Below are 14,841 nucleotides of genomic sequence, written 5' to 3'. Positions count from 1 at the left end.
AGGCAGGTATCTACATAAGATACCTGCCTTTTTAAAATAAGCTATGGGAGCCGGTCAGACGGTTTCCCGGTTGTTTTTATAATGAAGACATACCACGCCGGAGTCGAAAGCAATTCTCTTGATAAGATCCAGTTTGATGGTATGCGTAAGACCTTTGAACAAAGGAATGCCTTTGCCCAGCACAATGGGATTTACAAACAGCCAGAATTCATCAATCAGGTTTTCCTGCATGAGGAAATGTACCGTACTGGGGCTGCCGAAAATCAGGATATCTTTTCCGGCTGTTGCTTTCAAGGCCTGCACCTGTTCAGCTATCCGCTCACTAAAGATAATGGTCCGTGGTTTTTCGGATCCCTGCAGGGTAGTGGAAATAACCACTTTTGTTACCCGGTTGTACCATTCGGCATGTTCCAGGTCATGTGCAGAAGGGTTGGGCTGATCGGCGGCTGTCGGCCAGTAGCTTTCCATCATCTCATAGGTTTTGCGGCCGTAGAGTGCTGTATCTGCTGCGCGGGTACTTTGACTGGCATAGGTAAAGATTTCATCGTTGGCATTAATCCAATTCATTTCTCCCTGAGGACCTGCCACAAAATTATCCAGGGACGTATGCATGAATAATACGGTTTTTCTCATCTGCATTTTTTTGTAGGTGATGGGTATAGTTGCCAGGTAAACAAGTAAGGGGCAGGCTGCTATCTGCCTTGTTATCACTATCAGATATGGTTACTGTTTTATCGGATGCATGAAAATCGTGGCACGCAGTAATCAGGTGAAGTAACGAATCATTTCACATAACCGCTGTATCCGGCTACATTTTATCATGTTAGTGGAATAACCGTACCTAAGATCGCTATTTCTTTTAAATTTGTCAAGGGTTGACGGGAAAATATCCGGTCATCATCTACCTGAATTAATCTATGCGCATATGTACGATCAGACAGTAGCCGGAAAAGTGTATACGGGTATCAGCATCCGGGAGCAGGAATTTGAAAGCTGTATTTTTAAGGGATGTGATTTTTCCGACAGTGATTTTGCCACGTGCCGATTCCTGGACTGTACCTTTGAACACTGTAACCTGTCTATGGTAAAGCTGAAGGGAACGACGTTGAATAATGCCGTCTTCCGGCATTGTAAACTGCTGGGGGTAAATTTCAGTGAATGCCAGGATTTTTTATTCAGTGTAACATTTGAGACCTGTGTGTTGGATTTTACTTCTTTTGAACGGAAGAAAATGCCACAAACCGTTTTTACCCATTCCTCGCTGAAGGAAGTTAATTTTATCCAGACCGATTTGAAAAAGGCGGTCTTTGATCAGACAGACCTGTCGCGGGCGGTGTTTGATCAGACCAACCTCACCGGGGCCAACCTGGCCACAGCCTATAGTTATGAAATAGATCCGGAAGCCAACACCCTGAAAGATGCCTGTTTTTCAGCAGTGGGTCTGCCGGGATTACTAACAAGACATCGTATTCGGGTGATATAAATGATGGTAAAAAAAGCGCCCCGCCGGATTACAAATCCAGCGGGGCGCTTTTTTATAGTGATAATAGCATTAGTGCCGTACAACAATCTGTTGTTTGGTTATTTTTTTGCCATTAGACAGATGGAGATAATAGGTGCCTTCCGGTAACCGTTGGGTATCCAGTTGTACCACTGGTGTTTCCGGCGTAATTTTACCGGCTCTCACCAATACGCCCCTTTCACTCAGCAGGGAGATGGTAACAATACTATTGTCCGCTGATTTGCTGTCAAAGGCTTCCTGGTTGCGGGAAATGGTTACCTGGTTATCTACCGGGTTCGGATATACGATAAACACCGGATCTTCGCCGCCTCTGCAGGTACTCACGATGCCATCCAGGAATAAAGGATCAGAATCGCCACAGGCATTGCTGGCATATACGCCTATCATAAATGGACCTGCTCTGTTACCGGTGCGCACATTCACATCATTACTACCCTGGCCGCTGGTGATGGTGCCGGAAGTAGACCAGGTATAGCTGGTAGCGCCATCCACACTATTGGCAGCGAAGTAATAGGTGCTGTTGATGCAAAGCGGATGATCCGGATCGAGGCCGCTGATACCGGTAGGTGCAGCGAGGGTGCTGGAAATAGTTCTCTCAATGGTATCTACTAATCCGCAGGGACGGGTAACGATGGCCCGGATGGTGCCCGTGCCGGAGCCTGTGCTGCTGACAGAGACGCTGGCGCCGGTAGTCGCACCATTGATTTTGTAAGGACCCGTTACTGACCAGGTGATGGTGGAACTTGCAGGAGTACCGCCGATGGAGTAAGTGCCGGTACCACATAATTTGTTGGGTCCGTACAGGATACCTTTCGTACCGCAGGAGGTAATGCCATCCAGCGTTTGCGCACCGGTGCCGGCAGGATCGAGCCAGTCGGATAATCTTCTCCTGTTATCGGTGGAGTTACCCCAGGAGAGGCTAAAGCGACCGTACCAGTCGGCGCCGTTTTGATTGTTACAGGCAGACTGTCCGCCGTGCAGTTGTCCGATTACTCTGCGTTGATTGTTGATCAGCGGAGAACCGGAAGAACCGCCTTCTGTAATACCCCGGTTGGTTTGGGTCTGATCCCAGATAACCCGCCAGTGGTCCTGGTTACCGCCGGTACTTCCGTAGGCTGTAGCGCTGATCTGCGTATAGGCAGATATTTTTTTGACATCTCCGGCCGGGTGATGGATACCAACGCCGGCGGCGCTGTTGCCGCTACGATCCCAGCCCAGGTAATACGGCGTAACGCCGGTTTTGTTCACCGGGTCTTCTGTCAGCCGGAACAAGGCCACATCGCTGGCGGCATTGTTGGCTACCAGGGTTGCGCCGGAAGTAGAGAGAATAGCCGGTTCGCCGCTATTTGTACAACCCGGACTTTCGTAATGCCAGTAAAAAGACCAGTGTGCTGCATTGGGATTATTCACAGCATCCAGGCCGCTGAGGCAGTGGTTGGCTGTCAGCAAATAGGGGATCTGGTTGGCGGCGGTGTTGTTCACCAGGGAACCGGTACACCAGCGATTACCATTTACGAGGATGAGGGCAACGGCATTTTTTTCCTGTTGCCACGCAGCGCCTTCCGGGCAATTCACGTTTACATTACAACTACCGGATGTACCGAATCCGGTTTTGTCGCCGGGTAGTTTAATGTAGCGGTAACCTTGTACTACATAGGAAATGGAAATAATGCTTTGTCCTTTTACGGCGGCAGGTTCGATGTATTCCAGCGTAAGGGTGCTGCCATAAATCAACCCCGTAGCAAAGCCGGCTACGGCATTGTTAACGCCTTTGTTATTCCTTTCGGTAAAGGCGCCGATAGCTTGTCGGGATTCCTCATTGTACAGGAATAATTTACCGCCGGCAGGTAACCGGAACTGATCATACAACAGGTTGATGGATTTAGCATTGGTACTGTTGATTTTCAGTTGCCAGAGCCGATCGCCGTTGGGGAGGTCAGTCCAGGTACCGGCATTGTCCGGCCGGATGTTTACTTTGTAAAGATGTCCGAATCGCGGCGGTTGACCCTGTGCGGCTTCTGCGGCATCTTCTGCGGCCAGTTTTTTCAGATCTGGCGCAGGCAGGGTAATGACAGGGATCTCCGCTTTTTTAGCCAGGGCCTGTGGCTGCGTAAAGCTGTACGGTTGTTCATCCGTACTAATCTGTCCAAAGGTAGTTTGTGCAGCCATCAGGGTGATGCTGAACAGGGTGAGTAGAATTTTTGATTTCATGGTATCATCATGGTTTTAATCCGGATTTCATGGATGTAACGGCGGGAGGGTTATGGCTGGGGATAGGTTGTATGCGCTATCGGTTACGCATAAACGCGCTTTCACGGGTTAATCTTCCTGACGTACAGTTAATATAGATACAGGTGGCCATTAGTATAATGGTTCCTGATAACGGGCGAGACAACTTGGTGGCTTGTATCGGATCTGCCGTAAATATAAACGAAAAATATGAATAACATATTGACTTGGAACGGTACAAGAAAATATTAAACCAAAATTATTTTTGTTACCACCTCCTATGCTGCCGGGCTCATAATAAAGCGGATTGGTGTACCTGTATACCTGATCATGAAAAGGGTAATGTATAGAGAAAATGGTGGCTTACTGATACAATATTACCAGAAATGCTTACCACTACCTTACTAAAACGAATGATCCACCTTAATACAAGGAAAGGCCTCAGATTTTTTAGGTAAAATAATACCATTAGCCATGCGTGAGGAGGAAAAATATATTGCAGAGAAGGACTACGAAAATAAATGTTTTTTTCAAAGTAACGAATAAATGATGGAGGGATAAAAAATGTCTGTCTGACAGCGAATCCGGTTTTAGTTCGTATAGTGGGAAGCTATTGACCATATTGGTTTATACGAAAACAGGGAATAAGCCATAACCGGTATGGCTTATTCCCAAATAAACCTGTTTTTTAGTCATTCCAGATATCCTGACGAATGTACCAGTTGTCGTTGATATTTTTCCATACATATACATAATGTCCGGTTGCTACACAATGATCAGGCGTGGCGAAAAGTTCGTACCGGCCTGATTCAACCGCGATGTCGGCGGTGATGGTGATATGCTGCGAAGCGAAAGTACCACTGCTGATACCTTGTTGGAAAACAGCGGCGAAAAAATCACCGATAGCGGTATTGCCGGTAACAGCCGGCAGTTTGGGCGGAAAGAGCGTGGCGTCTGTTGTGTACAGTGTTGCCAGTCCGGTACTGTTTTTTTCCTGTACATAGGTGTTGAATAGCTGATTGCGTTGCATAATGGCTTGTTGCATGTGTGATTTATTTTTGAAGTGCTAAATTCGCGGCAGCGACTTGCAAAAACAAGATGGGACATTTTTGACCCATCTTTTTATTTTGATATCATGAAAAATAAAATCAGGGTAACGGCCAATAAAATATGTCCGTTGGAGCATGCGGTAAATACCATCAGTGGCAAATGGAAAATCCCGATTGTCTGGTATCTGCATCAGGGGGCCAGAAGACCCAGCGATTTTTTCTATCTCATTGCAGCGGTGAATCGCCGTGTGCTGACGCGACAGCTGAAAGAACTGGAAGAACAGGGTATTATTACCAAACAGCTGCTGAAACAAAAGCCGCTGGAAGTCTCCTGGGAGTTAACCCCATTGGGCGATCAGCTGGTTAAAGCACTATGGATACTGAATGATTGGGGAAGTGAATTGCTGGAGCGGCAAGGGGTGACGGGAGAATAATGTATCCGGGGTTTAATGTAGATGAGCTCCGTGTTGGTCATCTGCATAAAAAAAATAACGATAAAAGTGAATGATAACAAGGAGAACAGAGACGCAGTTTTTTTTCTTAAAAGCCGGCGTATGAAGCTTAATTGTTGTACCCATAAGCATTTTTCAGGTAGCCCGGCTACCTGAAAAATGCCAGCACTCAAACGGCCTGACAAATGATTTCCTTCTCCCATAAAAAGAAAGCCGTACGTACCGCCTGTTCAAAAGAAATACTTTTACTCCATTCCTGTACAATATCACCGAAAGCTACCGGGCTGAATATCTGCCCCAGCAAAGGTGATAGCTCTACATTTTCCAGGTAGGCCACTTCCCGGTCGAGATTCGGATGCCGGATGGCAGTTTTGGTTTGCAGCATATCAGCTACCACACAAGTCGTTTCCAGAAATGTTACCGCTGGGGAGAGCTGCATTTTTTCATGCCAGATCCGGCGGATTTCCTGGTGAGCGTTGGTAGCAGGCCTGGTAGCAATGGGTTCCGGTTGCGTCATGTTTTTGAACCGGTTGGACAATTGCTGATAAAAAGGCGTCGCCGTATTTTTGGATTCAATAAAAGGTACGGAACGTTCTTTCCAGAAAGGATGCTGCACACCGGGCCAGGCCTGTGCATAATAGCGGCTGGTCCAGTTGGTGTGATTGACAACTGATTCTACCATGCGGTCTTCATAGAAAGCCTGTGCTACGGGTTCTTCATTGGATTTCAGCAGGGTATTCACGGCAATGACCGCCTGCAGGGAAAAACGCATGGCTTTTTCTACGCCGGTAGACGATAACGGATCCAGGGAGAAGGCGGCTTCTCCTAAACGTATATACCGGTTATGCCACGGTTGCATATGTGCATAGGTGAATACCAGACAGGAAGAAATCTGTGGAAGTTCTCCGCCTGACAATGTTTGCCGGAACAACTTTCCACTGGCCACCATGTCATTGAATACCGGGCCTGCCTGCCGGTTTTTTACGGCTTCCGGATCTACGAAAGAGAGTATCCGGAATTGGTCATTGGGCATGGGGGAGCCCCACAGCCAACCATTTTCCGTGGCCTCCACCAGGGTTTCGCGAGGCATGCCGGCAGCAGGGATATACGACCACAAAGCCACGGCAGGAGGCGCCGTGAGCACCCGGTCTGCCAGCTGGTTGCCGCGCCTGCCGCGGGCATCCAGGATAAAGGTGGTGATAATGGTAAAGCTGGATTGCAGCTGTCTTACCTGTACTTCCCAATGATCGGCTATTTTGTTACAGGATTCAAAGCGGGCGGGTTGAAAGAGCCGGAGCCCGCGCTGTACAGCCAGTTCCAGCAAATCTTTGTCCAGCAACGCGCGATCTGCCATAATACCGGTACCCCGTGATACAGGGCTGATGATATTTGCATTGGTTGTTTCCCAGATTACCCTGGCGGGTAATTGATGTAAATAGTTTTGTTTGGTGAGTAAGTGTTCCGCCTGCAGATATTGGAAAATATTCCAGATGCCGGGAGACAGCGATTCACCGATCTGTGGCCTCGGGAAAGGCTCACTTTCAATCAGTGCCACACGGTGTCCCAGACTCAGCAGACGTAATGCGGCGCAGGTACCAGCCGGCCCTGCGCCAATGATTAACGCATCAATAGTGTTTTCAGGATTCATAACTTGATATTTATCTACCGGTACCAATCCGGTGCCAGTCTTGTAAGCCGTTCGTGCGCCTGTAGAGTATAATGCAGCCAGCCACGGATATAGTCACAGGCGGTTCTTCCTTTTTCCAGCACCTCATGATGACATCCGCCTCCGCACAGGTACCTGGCCCAGCATTGGGTACAGGGTGTTTGCTGATGTACATGCCGCGCCGCCAGCCAGTTGTTTTGCAATAAGGGATCCACACCATCGTTGAGGTGTCCCATATTGCCCGCCGGTTCATTGACGAATCGGTGGCAGGCAGATAACGCACCATCAGCAGATACACCTAAATAACCGGCTCCGGCCCCGCATGGGTAAGGCCTGTGTGTGCCTTTTGCGATTTCTTTCAGGGCATTCACCATGTTCAGGAACGGAAAACGTTGGCCGGCAATGACATACCGTTCAAACAATAATCCGCATTCCACCATCGCTTGTAACATCTTTTCCAGATCTGTACGGCTCATTTCTCCCTGTCCGTTGCTGGAGCGCAGCAGCGGCGAGAAACCCACACTATGGAAACCCATCTGTACAAATGTTTCCAGCGTACGGGCCAGGTCCATGTTGGCTGGCGTAACGGTTACCCGGGCACTCACCTGCATCCGTTGCTGCTGTTGTAACAGCGGCTGTATCTGTTGGATGATCCGCTCATAGGAGCCACTCCCGTTTTTCATGGGGCGTTGCTGATCATGTTCCGCGCCGATGCCATCCAGACTAACCGTAACGGCGAAGCCATGCGCTTCAAAAAAAGCGGCATCTGCTTGCCGCAACAAGGTACCGTTGGTCGTAATGGAGAAGCCCACCTGTACGCCCCGCTGCCGGCCTTGTGCTGCTGCATACACCGTCGCTTCCTGTAAGGCCTGGCGGTTGATCAGCGGCTCGCCTCCCAGAAAGGTCAGTTGTACTTTACTGCCAGCTGGCCGGTCTTTCAGTAACAGGTCAATGGAGCGTTTAGCCATGTCCGTAGTCATGTTTTTGGTAGGCCCGCCAAAGTCGCCCTGATCTGCATAACAGTAGGAACAGCCCATATTGCACTTCTGCGCAATGGCCAGGGAAATGGCATGTATATCCGGACTTTCCAGGGGAACGTCGGTGATAGCGGGTGGGGCATCCAGCCCCAGTGCGGTTAGTTCCGCTGCAATACCGGTTTCGTCCTGTTGTTGCAACAAGGCCTGGAGCCGTGTGGCCGTGGCAGGGGCAACAGGGTACAACCGGCTGCCATTAGGTATAAACAACTGCGTATAGCCGGCACCGGGTATCAGGTGACATTGCGGAGAATGGGGCGCTGCCTGCACAGCTACCCGGGAGGCAAGTTCACTGGCAATAGTTGCCAGTGAACGCTCCGGTGAAAGAAGCTGCGTCATAATACAGTTGGATTTAAAGGATCGGTATGACTACCCAATGCATCCCGGCCATCGATAATAAAATTCAGTTCCCCTTCCCAGTTGCGGAATAAGTCGTCGTAGGAAACCAGGCGGCTGTCTACCCGGTTGTCCGGTACATATTGCCCGGTACGTCTTTTGGAAAGCCACATATCGCCCTGACTGGATCCGTTGGGCGCCGGTGTCACATTTACATAGTCCGGCCGGCTGGCAGCCCAATAGTAACAGGCACATTCCCGGTAGTCATTTTGCCACGGCGCACATAAGCCATGGGTCAATTCACCGGGTTTGATCACATCCGGCGACAGCTCTGCGCGGCCGGGAATAAAGAAGCTATTGACGATCAGTGGAACGATCAGGAAGTTGTCGGGTGATTTGGTGAGATCATCGGCCATCACCAATACCGGCAGGGGCGCTTTTTCCTTGGTAAAATAAGCATGCACTTCGTCGCCGGGTTTTAATTGTCTGCCGGCAATAAGGTTGGACCATTCCATAAAAGCCGCACCGCTGGGGTTATCGGCAGTAGTGAGGTGGGTATTGTCGCCGCCGGGAAATACCGGACCTTCGCCCCGTACCATGGTAGGATAACCGTTGATGGCCACCAGCCGGTGTCCTGTCAGCTCCGGATGATCGCCGCCGTCCAGTACGTAATTATCGTTTTCGCTCAGCACAATTCCCTTGAAAGTACGCCGCCAAAGATTCCGGAAGTCGTATTCCAATCCGGGGAAGCAGTTGGAAATAGCTGCTCTGGGCAATACGCTATAAGGATTGCCTGCACCGCGGTAATGCAGCTGTGCGGTGAGGTTACCGGCTACCAACGGATCTTCCGGCAGGATAGGCGGGAGCGATTCATTCCGGAACATGGCCGAAGCGGCGGCCTTTATAACGGTATTGATCATACGATAAGTGAGGGTAAGGCCCCGCCCATCTGCGCCCCGCATTAAACCGGGCATCTTGCGGCGTTCCGTGTCGGAGAGGTTACCTATTTTATCGGGTCGGCGCAGGGCATCTGCAAACCAGGCGGCGGCCCCGGTACTCAGGCCATTAAAGACCCTTTCGTGCAAAGAGCGTAACGCCAGGTTATCGACAATAGAACCGGCCATAATAGGTTCGTAGAGGCGGCCGAAATCATTGGTGTCCTGCCGTACCATGGTACTGGCTATATTTTCCCGGCCATTGATCGGGTTGCCGTTCATGACAGCCGTATTCATCAGGGTAATGGATTCAAAGGCGCGGCGCACAATTTCTTCCGCTTCTTCAATGGGTACTTCTCCATCTATATCTGTGCCTTTGAGGATCTGTTCCAGTTCGTCGGATACGGCGCGTACCGGTAAGATGTCCGGCGCAAATGCGGGTGGTCCGGCTACGATATGCGCCGCTGCAAAAATGGGATGTGCGTCGTGCGCGGTTTTGGCAATACCTGCTATCACAATACCATCACATTCATCGTCGAGGTAGCCCCAGCTAACCTGGTTGCCATCTTTATCGCTATACCCGGCAAATATCTGTGCGGGCATGGTATAGGTAGCATCGAAAGATGATTTTTCCTTGTAGCCCAGCCAGCTTCCTTTGCCCGCATCATACTTTATGAGGTCGTCGTTGTTGATAATCGGATCATCCTCTTCGGTGGTATCACTTGTTTTGCGTGTCAGCGAGGAACCGTACACTTTACCGCCGGCCGGCGTGAAACGCAGCCGCAGACCAGGATAGGCCTCGGAGGGTGCAATGAGCTGCACTGTGCCCAGCGGCAGTTTTCTATTCTTCAGGAAATGTTCAGATTCCCCCAGCAGCGGATGTACCTCGAAGTTGTTGGTAATACTTTGAGACGCTACAATCTTATCATTTTCATCATTGGTACGGCGGAATACTTTGTAATTGGCCACCACAATATCCCATTGAATATCGCCGATGCCCAGCCCGGCCTGTTGCAGCAGGGCAGTCGTAACAGGTACCAGTTTGTCCGGATGTTCGTCCGTAATGGCAAATAGCTCCAGGAAGGGCGCTACCGGCCGGATGGTACCATCTTTGGCCGTGGTGGAAGCGGCATCTTTAAAAATGATACTGGTGGGATGTGTAACATTGATCTGGTGTGTATGCGGATCAATTTCAAATGTAGCAGCCGGTTGTATTTGCCGGAACCCGACCGGTTTATTCGGAGGTACAACCAGATCATAGGCGGCCACGGGATTCGGAGATGAGCCCAGACGGCCTACTGCCAACGGCGGAAGGATGCGTAATTCTTTTATTAACATGACTGATTTTTTAGGGAGTGTGAACAAGTAAGTTACCTGGTGGAGTGATTATCTGCAGCATGCAAGCGCTGCATCTGTCAGTTCATTGATGATCTGTAACAGCTGCTTATCCGCTTCCTGCAATGCATAGAGGTAACGATGATGTTGGTGGTGTGTGGTGAGCAACAGGGTCTCTATGATGGTGGCGGAAGCAATAATCAGGTCTTTGTGGGTACGCCACCGGTTATGTTCTCCTGAAGGTAATGACAGGGTGTAAGGCGTCAGGAAAGGAGGACCGGCAAATTTAGGCCCGCCCGCCTCATGCAGGGGCAATTGCACCATCACGGTAGCAATGGCGCGCAGGTTGTACATTTCACCAAAGGTGCCGTTGATAATTACGCCCCGGGGAGAGTGGGCGCTGGTATTATTCAGGCCATCATCCAGTAAAAAACTGTGGCTCAGAAAATTGAGCAGCAGGCGATACCGGATGTTGAAAAGATGTCCCCAGTTTTGCGCATCAGGATTGGTGATTTTATCATTTTCGGAAGATTGATCCTGTCTTTTGGTATACGATATTTCCGGATCCGGCGCGGAGGCAGCGATTTCGGGGTTGGTAGCCACATCTCTGGCCGGCGCCCAGTCATAGCCTTTGGCAACGAGTGCCCGCATTTCTATGTATACCAGTTTAAACCGTTCAAAGTGGGAAGGTTGTTCGCTGTTGCCATCAGAAGCTTCTCCCTGTTCTGCTATTTCATGCAACGCATTGTAGGCATCATCTCTGCTGGCCAGGGGTACTACCAATACATCCGGACTGCCAACAGGGTTGCCATGAAGGGTATTGCCCCGTTGTCCGCCGGCATAGCCGCGGCCCCATTCATCGAACTTGGCCTGATAGGGATAGGTGTCTGCCTGGAATACATCGTCTGCGATCACCGTGGGGTCTTTTATCAGTTGCAGCAATACTTCAAACAAAGCGCCTACCGTATTCGGATGCGGGGTTTGTTCCTTCACCCGTTGCTTGATTTCTTCCGCCAGTTCGTCGCCGCTGTCGAGCCATGTTTGCGGTGCTTCCGCATACACGTACTTCGCGAGCGAGTCGAGGGTGAGCTTTTCCAGTTTAAACGGAAACGGGTAAAAAGGCGTGTCCCAGGGATAGTCCTGTCTTTCAAAATGGAGCGGGGCGCCTAATAGTTTCAGCACATTCTGTACCGATACAAAGTGTCCCATTTCTTCTTTGGCAATGCCCAGGATAATCTCCTGCCATTTGCGGACCTGGTCGCGGTAATCGGGGTTGTCCGGAATCTGCGGACCACCCAGGCTATAGGCTGCATACAGGTATTGCAGCATCAGGCCATGTTCAATCTCCGCATCAATCTGTACGAGGAAACTAACGTAGTCCTTACCATTGAATTCAGGCGGGATGGGGATGGTGGTAGCAGCCACTGTTTCGGCCTCACTGGTGAGCGACAGGATAGTCGGTTCATCTCCCTGGAGGCGGGCTGTTTGCAGTTGTGCTGCTCTGGTTTTGTTAATGGCCGCCCTTTGGAATACGGGGCCAAGATACCGTTCAAAATTACGCTGCATAATTTGAGAAGGTTTAAATGATCGTATACATAAATGAGAGTGGAAAGCGGATCTTCATTCTAACATGACAACGAGGGGTGTTTAGCGATATTCTTCCGGATAATGGTTACTTCTCTTCTTTATTTCCTATGGTCATCTGAGGTGTGTTTTAAAGTTAACTACTTTTTTTTGAGCTGGCAAAATCAAATTTAAATCAGGTATCCTATCCGGAAAAAGAGGGTGTAGGCATGGCCGGTAGTCGGTGCCGACGACAATAAGGGTATAATGCGGTAAAAATATTACATTTGGAATAACAGGATTTCCCTTGATGGATCGTTTTACAAAAACTGCAGAAAAAACTAAACAGATGCGTAAAATAATACCTGATCCCGAAACAGGATTCCCCAAAGGATTGTCGCAGCCGGCCTTGCGGGCGCTTAACGGTGCCGGATATACGCAGTTGCAACAACTGACGGGTGTTACCGAAACAGCGATACAGCAACTGCATGGTATGGGAGAGAAAGGGATGGTGGTACTCCGGCAGGCGTTGGCAGATAAAGGCTGGGCGTTTAAAACAAACCCGGGATAATTGATTCCGTATACAGATCTATCCTGCAAACTGATAAATCCAGGTCATATGAAAACAGGCATCAACGTTATTATTACAGGTACTACCGGTATGGTAGGAGAAGGGGTATTGCATGAATGTTTACAGGATCCCCAGGTGGAAACAGTGCTGATCATTAACCGCCGGCCTTCCGGTGTATCCCATCCCAAACTGGAAGAAATCATACACACCGATTTTTTTGACTACTCGGATATTACCGAACAGCTGACAGGATATAATGCCTGCTTCTTTTGTCTGGGTATTTCTTCGGTGGGCATCAATGCAGACGACTATTACAAAACTACCTATACCCTCACCATGGCATTGGCCAATACCCTGAGCCGCCTGAATCCTGAAATGACGTTTTGTTATGTATCCGGCGCGAGTACAGACAGTACGGAAAAAGGCCGGATCAGGTGGGCGCGGGTAAAAGGTAAAACAGAAAATGACCTGATGAAATTACCCTTCCGCCAGGTGTATGCCTTGCGGCCCGGATTCATCCGGCCTATCAAAGGGTTATCCCGTATCCATGGTTATTACCGCTACATTAACTGGATGTTTCCTATCGGGCGGGCATTGTATCCAAAAGGCTTCTGTACCCTGCAGGAGCTGGGCCGTGCCATGATCCGGCTGGTACAGCATGGGTATCCTATAAAGGTGATCGAAGGGAATGATATTATTGCGCTGGCGAAACAATAATTTTTTTTCGGGAGATGTATAACGGTCAGTGATATACGTGATATGGTTTTCACGGATATCACTGACCGTTGTTATTTATCGGCGTATTTTAGAATAAGGGAGTAGCCAGTTTGATGAAGTACACCGTATTAAAATCGGTTTTACCGATCAGCGGCAGTATTTTCTGGATGTAGGTATTGTTGACCGGATCGGGAGGTACGATACCGAAGTCGTCGTCATTGCTGACCGCCAGGAGGCTACTGTTGATGAGTACAATGCCTTCCGGTTTATCATGCGGATAACCTGCTACATCTTTCAGCAGATCTACCACGAGTGATTTACCGACGGTGTGGATGCCGGCAGTCTGTAACTCTTGTTCAGACAATACTTCCAGGGTTTTGTTGTTGACCAGTTTCCCGGCGGCGCCGTCTGCAGGATCGGATACGTCGGTGCCGGTATTCAGGTCTATTTTATAAATTCTTTTGATGAGCGATGGCTTGGCCGGATCTCCGGGGAATTCACCGTCGCGTTCCAGCACCAGGAAGGTATTGTTGCTGATAGCGGTGATTTCGCTGTTCGCCGTATTTTTATTTTCTAATTTATACAGATACTGTTTGCTCTTGCCACTGGCAATATCATACGTCAGGATGCGGGTGTAGAGCGAATTTTTTACGTCGTCTTTGGAAGGGTTGTATAAAGGAGATTGCATAATGCCCACGAGGGTTTTGCCATCCGGCGTAATAGCAATGCCTTCCATGCCGCGGTTGGCGCGGCGTTTGGCGAATACCTGCGGAATTTTTCTGCCGCCTGTACCTGTGCCATAGGGATTGATACGCTCCAGTGTTTTACCGCTGCGGTCCAGGTGTAAGAGGTGCGGGCCGTATTCATCACTGATCCAGAAAGTGCCGTCTGCTCCGGCGGCCAGGCCTTCACTGTCGATACCTTCTATATCGGTAGCCAGTACATTGCCATCTTTATCGAGGGCAATTTCTCCGGTACCACCGGCGCCAATTGGATTGGGCAGACCCGTTACAGGTACATTGGCGGCGGATTTCATCCGGATGGTTTCCACCAGTATCATAGAGTCGCCGCTCAGGCGGAATTTACCGATCTGCGGATTAAAAGCAGGGACCGGAAAAATTTTGGAATCCTTCTGTATCCCGTCCACATTGGGACCGCGGTCTGTCATCAGGTAAAAATAACCGGGTTCTCCGGGTACGGTGGTAATGGACGAGCCATATCCGCCATTGTACACTTTCACACCGGTGTTACTGGTGGTCAGGACCGTGGCGCCGGCTAGCCGGGCATACGTCGGGTAACCTTGTTCAGGCGGTGTAGATGGGTTGTCGTCGTCTTTGTGGCAGGCAGCCAGCAGCAGGAAGCCCAGCGGAGCCAGGTAGCGGAGTGTTTTCATACCGGATGGAATGGTTTAGTGGCAAAAGTTGAACTGCAA

Annotated in this window: 12 protein-coding genes; 4 read left to right on the top strand and 8 right to left on the bottom strand. The window is 49.7% G+C overall.

Features of this window, described 5'->3' with window-relative positions; all coding sequences use genetic code 11:
• Window positions 1-54: 54 nt before the first annotated feature.
• Window positions 55-633, bottom strand: coding sequence for a dihydrofolate reductase family protein (locus tag OL444_RS20340; protein WP_264730170.1), 579 nt, complete (start codon window positions 631-633; stop codon window positions 55-57).
• A gap of 292 nt (window positions 634-925) precedes the next feature.
• On the opposite strand from OL444_RS20340, the gene OL444_RS20335 reads away from it, so the two are divergent.
• Complete coding sequence (locus OL444_RS20335; RefSeq protein WP_264730172.1) at window positions 926-1,483, top strand: pentapeptide repeat-containing protein; 558 nt, start codon at window positions 926-928, stop codon at window positions 1,481-1,483.
• A 69-nt stretch (window positions 1,484-1,552) separates the two neighbouring features.
• Here OL444_RS20335 and OL444_RS20330 read toward each other — a convergent pair whose 3' ends face one another.
• Both OL444_RS20330 and OL444_RS20325 read right to left on the bottom strand, forming a co-directional pair.
• The gene (locus tag OL444_RS20330) at window positions 1,553-3,733 is read right to left on the bottom strand and encodes a PKD-like domain-containing protein (RefSeq protein WP_264730174.1); all 2,181 of its coding nucleotides are present in this window, start codon (window positions 3,731-3,733) and stop codon (window positions 1,553-1,555) included.
• A 706-nt stretch (window positions 3,734-4,439) separates the two neighbouring features.
• A complete protein-coding gene (locus tag OL444_RS20325; RefSeq protein ID WP_264730175.1) occupies window positions 4,440-4,796 on the bottom strand; it encodes a YybH family protein in 357 nt (118 codons plus the stop codon).
• Window positions 4,797-4,886: 90 nt separating this feature from the next.
• Between OL444_RS20325 and OL444_RS20320 the strand changes: the two genes are divergently transcribed.
• The gene (locus tag OL444_RS20320; protein ID WP_264730176.1) at window positions 4,887-5,234 is read left to right on the top strand and encodes a winged helix-turn-helix transcriptional regulator; all 348 of its coding nucleotides are present in this window, start codon (window positions 4,887-4,889) and stop codon (window positions 5,232-5,234) included.
• 187 nt (window positions 5,235-5,421) lie between these two features.
• Here OL444_RS20320 and qhpG read toward each other — a convergent pair whose 3' ends face one another.
• From qhpG to OL444_RS20300, 4 genes are read right to left on the bottom strand one after another with little or no spacing between them, the layout of a single operon-like run.
• Entirely contained in the window at window positions 5,422-6,900 is a 1,479-nt protein-coding gene (gene qhpG, locus OL444_RS20315) for a flavin-dependent monooxygenase QhpG (protein WP_264730178.1), read from the bottom strand.
• 14 nt (window positions 6,901-6,914) lie between these two features.
• Entirely contained in the window at window positions 6,915-8,291 is a 1,377-nt protein-coding gene (locus OL444_RS20310) for a radical SAM/SPASM domain-containing protein (RefSeq protein WP_264730180.1), read from the bottom strand.
• Entirely contained in the window at window positions 8,288-10,561 is a 2,274-nt protein-coding gene (locus tag OL444_RS20305; protein WP_264730183.1) for a hypothetical protein, read from the bottom strand. The genes OL444_RS20310 and OL444_RS20305 overlap by 4 nt, the downstream gene beginning before the upstream one ends.
• 48 nt (window positions 10,562-10,609) lie before the next feature.
• Window positions 10,610-12,124 (bottom strand): ferritin-like domain-containing protein, encoded by a 1,515-nt coding sequence (locus OL444_RS20300; protein ID WP_264730184.1) that lies wholly within the window; start codon window positions 12,122-12,124, stop codon window positions 10,610-10,612.
• A gap of 346 nt (window positions 12,125-12,470) precedes the next feature.
• Here OL444_RS20300 and OL444_RS20295 point away from each other — a divergent pair, with 346 nt between their 5' ends.
• Window positions 12,471-12,692 carry a helix-hairpin-helix domain-containing protein gene (locus OL444_RS20295; protein ID WP_264730186.1) on the top strand — a complete coding sequence of 74 codons (222 nt, stop codon included), beginning with the start codon at window positions 12,471-12,473 and terminating at the stop codon, window positions 12,690-12,692.
• 48 nt (window positions 12,693-12,740) lie between these two features.
• Window positions 12,741-13,409 (top strand): NAD-dependent epimerase/dehydratase family protein, encoded by a 669-nt coding sequence (locus tag OL444_RS20290; RefSeq protein ID WP_264730188.1) that lies wholly within the window; start codon window positions 12,741-12,743, stop codon window positions 13,407-13,409.
• Window positions 13,410-13,497: 88 nt separating this feature from the next.
• Here the strand turns inward: OL444_RS20290 and OL444_RS20285 are convergent, their stop codons facing one another.
• A complete protein-coding gene (locus OL444_RS20285; RefSeq protein WP_264730190.1) occupies window positions 13,498-14,802 on the bottom strand; it encodes an esterase-like activity of phytase family protein in 1,305 nt (434 codons plus the stop codon).
• Between the last annotated feature and the right edge of the window lie 39 nt (window positions 14,803-14,841).

This window comes from Chitinophaga nivalis (assembly GCF_025989125.1).
Classification (GTDB): Bacteria; Bacteroidota; Bacteroidia; order Chitinophagales; family Chitinophagaceae; genus Chitinophaga; species Chitinophaga nivalis.
This window is presented reverse-complemented; position numbering and strand designations above follow the sequence as displayed.

Excerpts from the sequence above, each read along its gene's own strand:
- OL444_RS20340 (WP_264730170.1), bottom strand. The coding sequence starts at position 633 with ATGAGAAAAACCGTATTATTCATGCATACGTCCCTGGATAATTTTGTG.
- OL444_RS20335 (WP_264730172.1), top strand. The coding sequence starts at position 926 with ATGTACGATCAGACAGTAGCCGGAAAAGTGTATACGGGTATCAGCATC.
- OL444_RS20330 (WP_264730174.1), bottom strand. The coding sequence starts at position 3,733 with ATGAAATCAAAAATTCTACTCACCCTGTTCAGCATCACCCTGATGGCT.
- OL444_RS20325 (WP_264730175.1), bottom strand. The coding sequence starts at position 4,796 with ATGCAACAAGCCATTATGCAACGCAATCAGCTATTCAACACCTATGTA.
- OL444_RS20320 (WP_264730176.1), top strand. The coding sequence starts at position 4,887 with ATGAAAAATAAAATCAGGGTAACGGCCAATAAAATATGTCCGTTGGAG.
- qhpG (WP_264730178.1), bottom strand. The coding sequence starts at position 6,900 with ATGAATCCTGAAAACACTATTGATGCGTTAATCATTGGCGCAGGGCCG.
- OL444_RS20310 (WP_264730180.1), bottom strand. The coding sequence starts at position 8,291 with ATGACGCAGCTTCTTTCACCGGAGCGTTCACTGGCAACTATTGCCAGT.
- OL444_RS20305 (WP_264730183.1), bottom strand. The coding sequence starts at position 10,561 with ATGTTAATAAAAGAATTACGCATCCTTCCGCCGTTGGCAGTAGGCCGT.
- OL444_RS20300 (WP_264730184.1), bottom strand. The coding sequence starts at position 12,124 with ATGCAGCGTAATTTTGAACGGTATCTTGGCCCCGTATTCCAAAGGGCG.
- OL444_RS20295 (WP_264730186.1), top strand. The coding sequence starts at position 12,471 with ATGCGTAAAATAATACCTGATCCCGAAACAGGATTCCCCAAAGGATTG.
- OL444_RS20290 (WP_264730188.1), top strand. The coding sequence starts at position 12,741 with ATGAAAACAGGCATCAACGTTATTATTACAGGTACTACCGGTATGGTA.
- OL444_RS20285 (WP_264730190.1), bottom strand. The coding sequence starts at position 14,802 with ATGAAAACACTCCGCTACCTGGCTCCGCTGGGCTTCCTGCTGCTGGCT.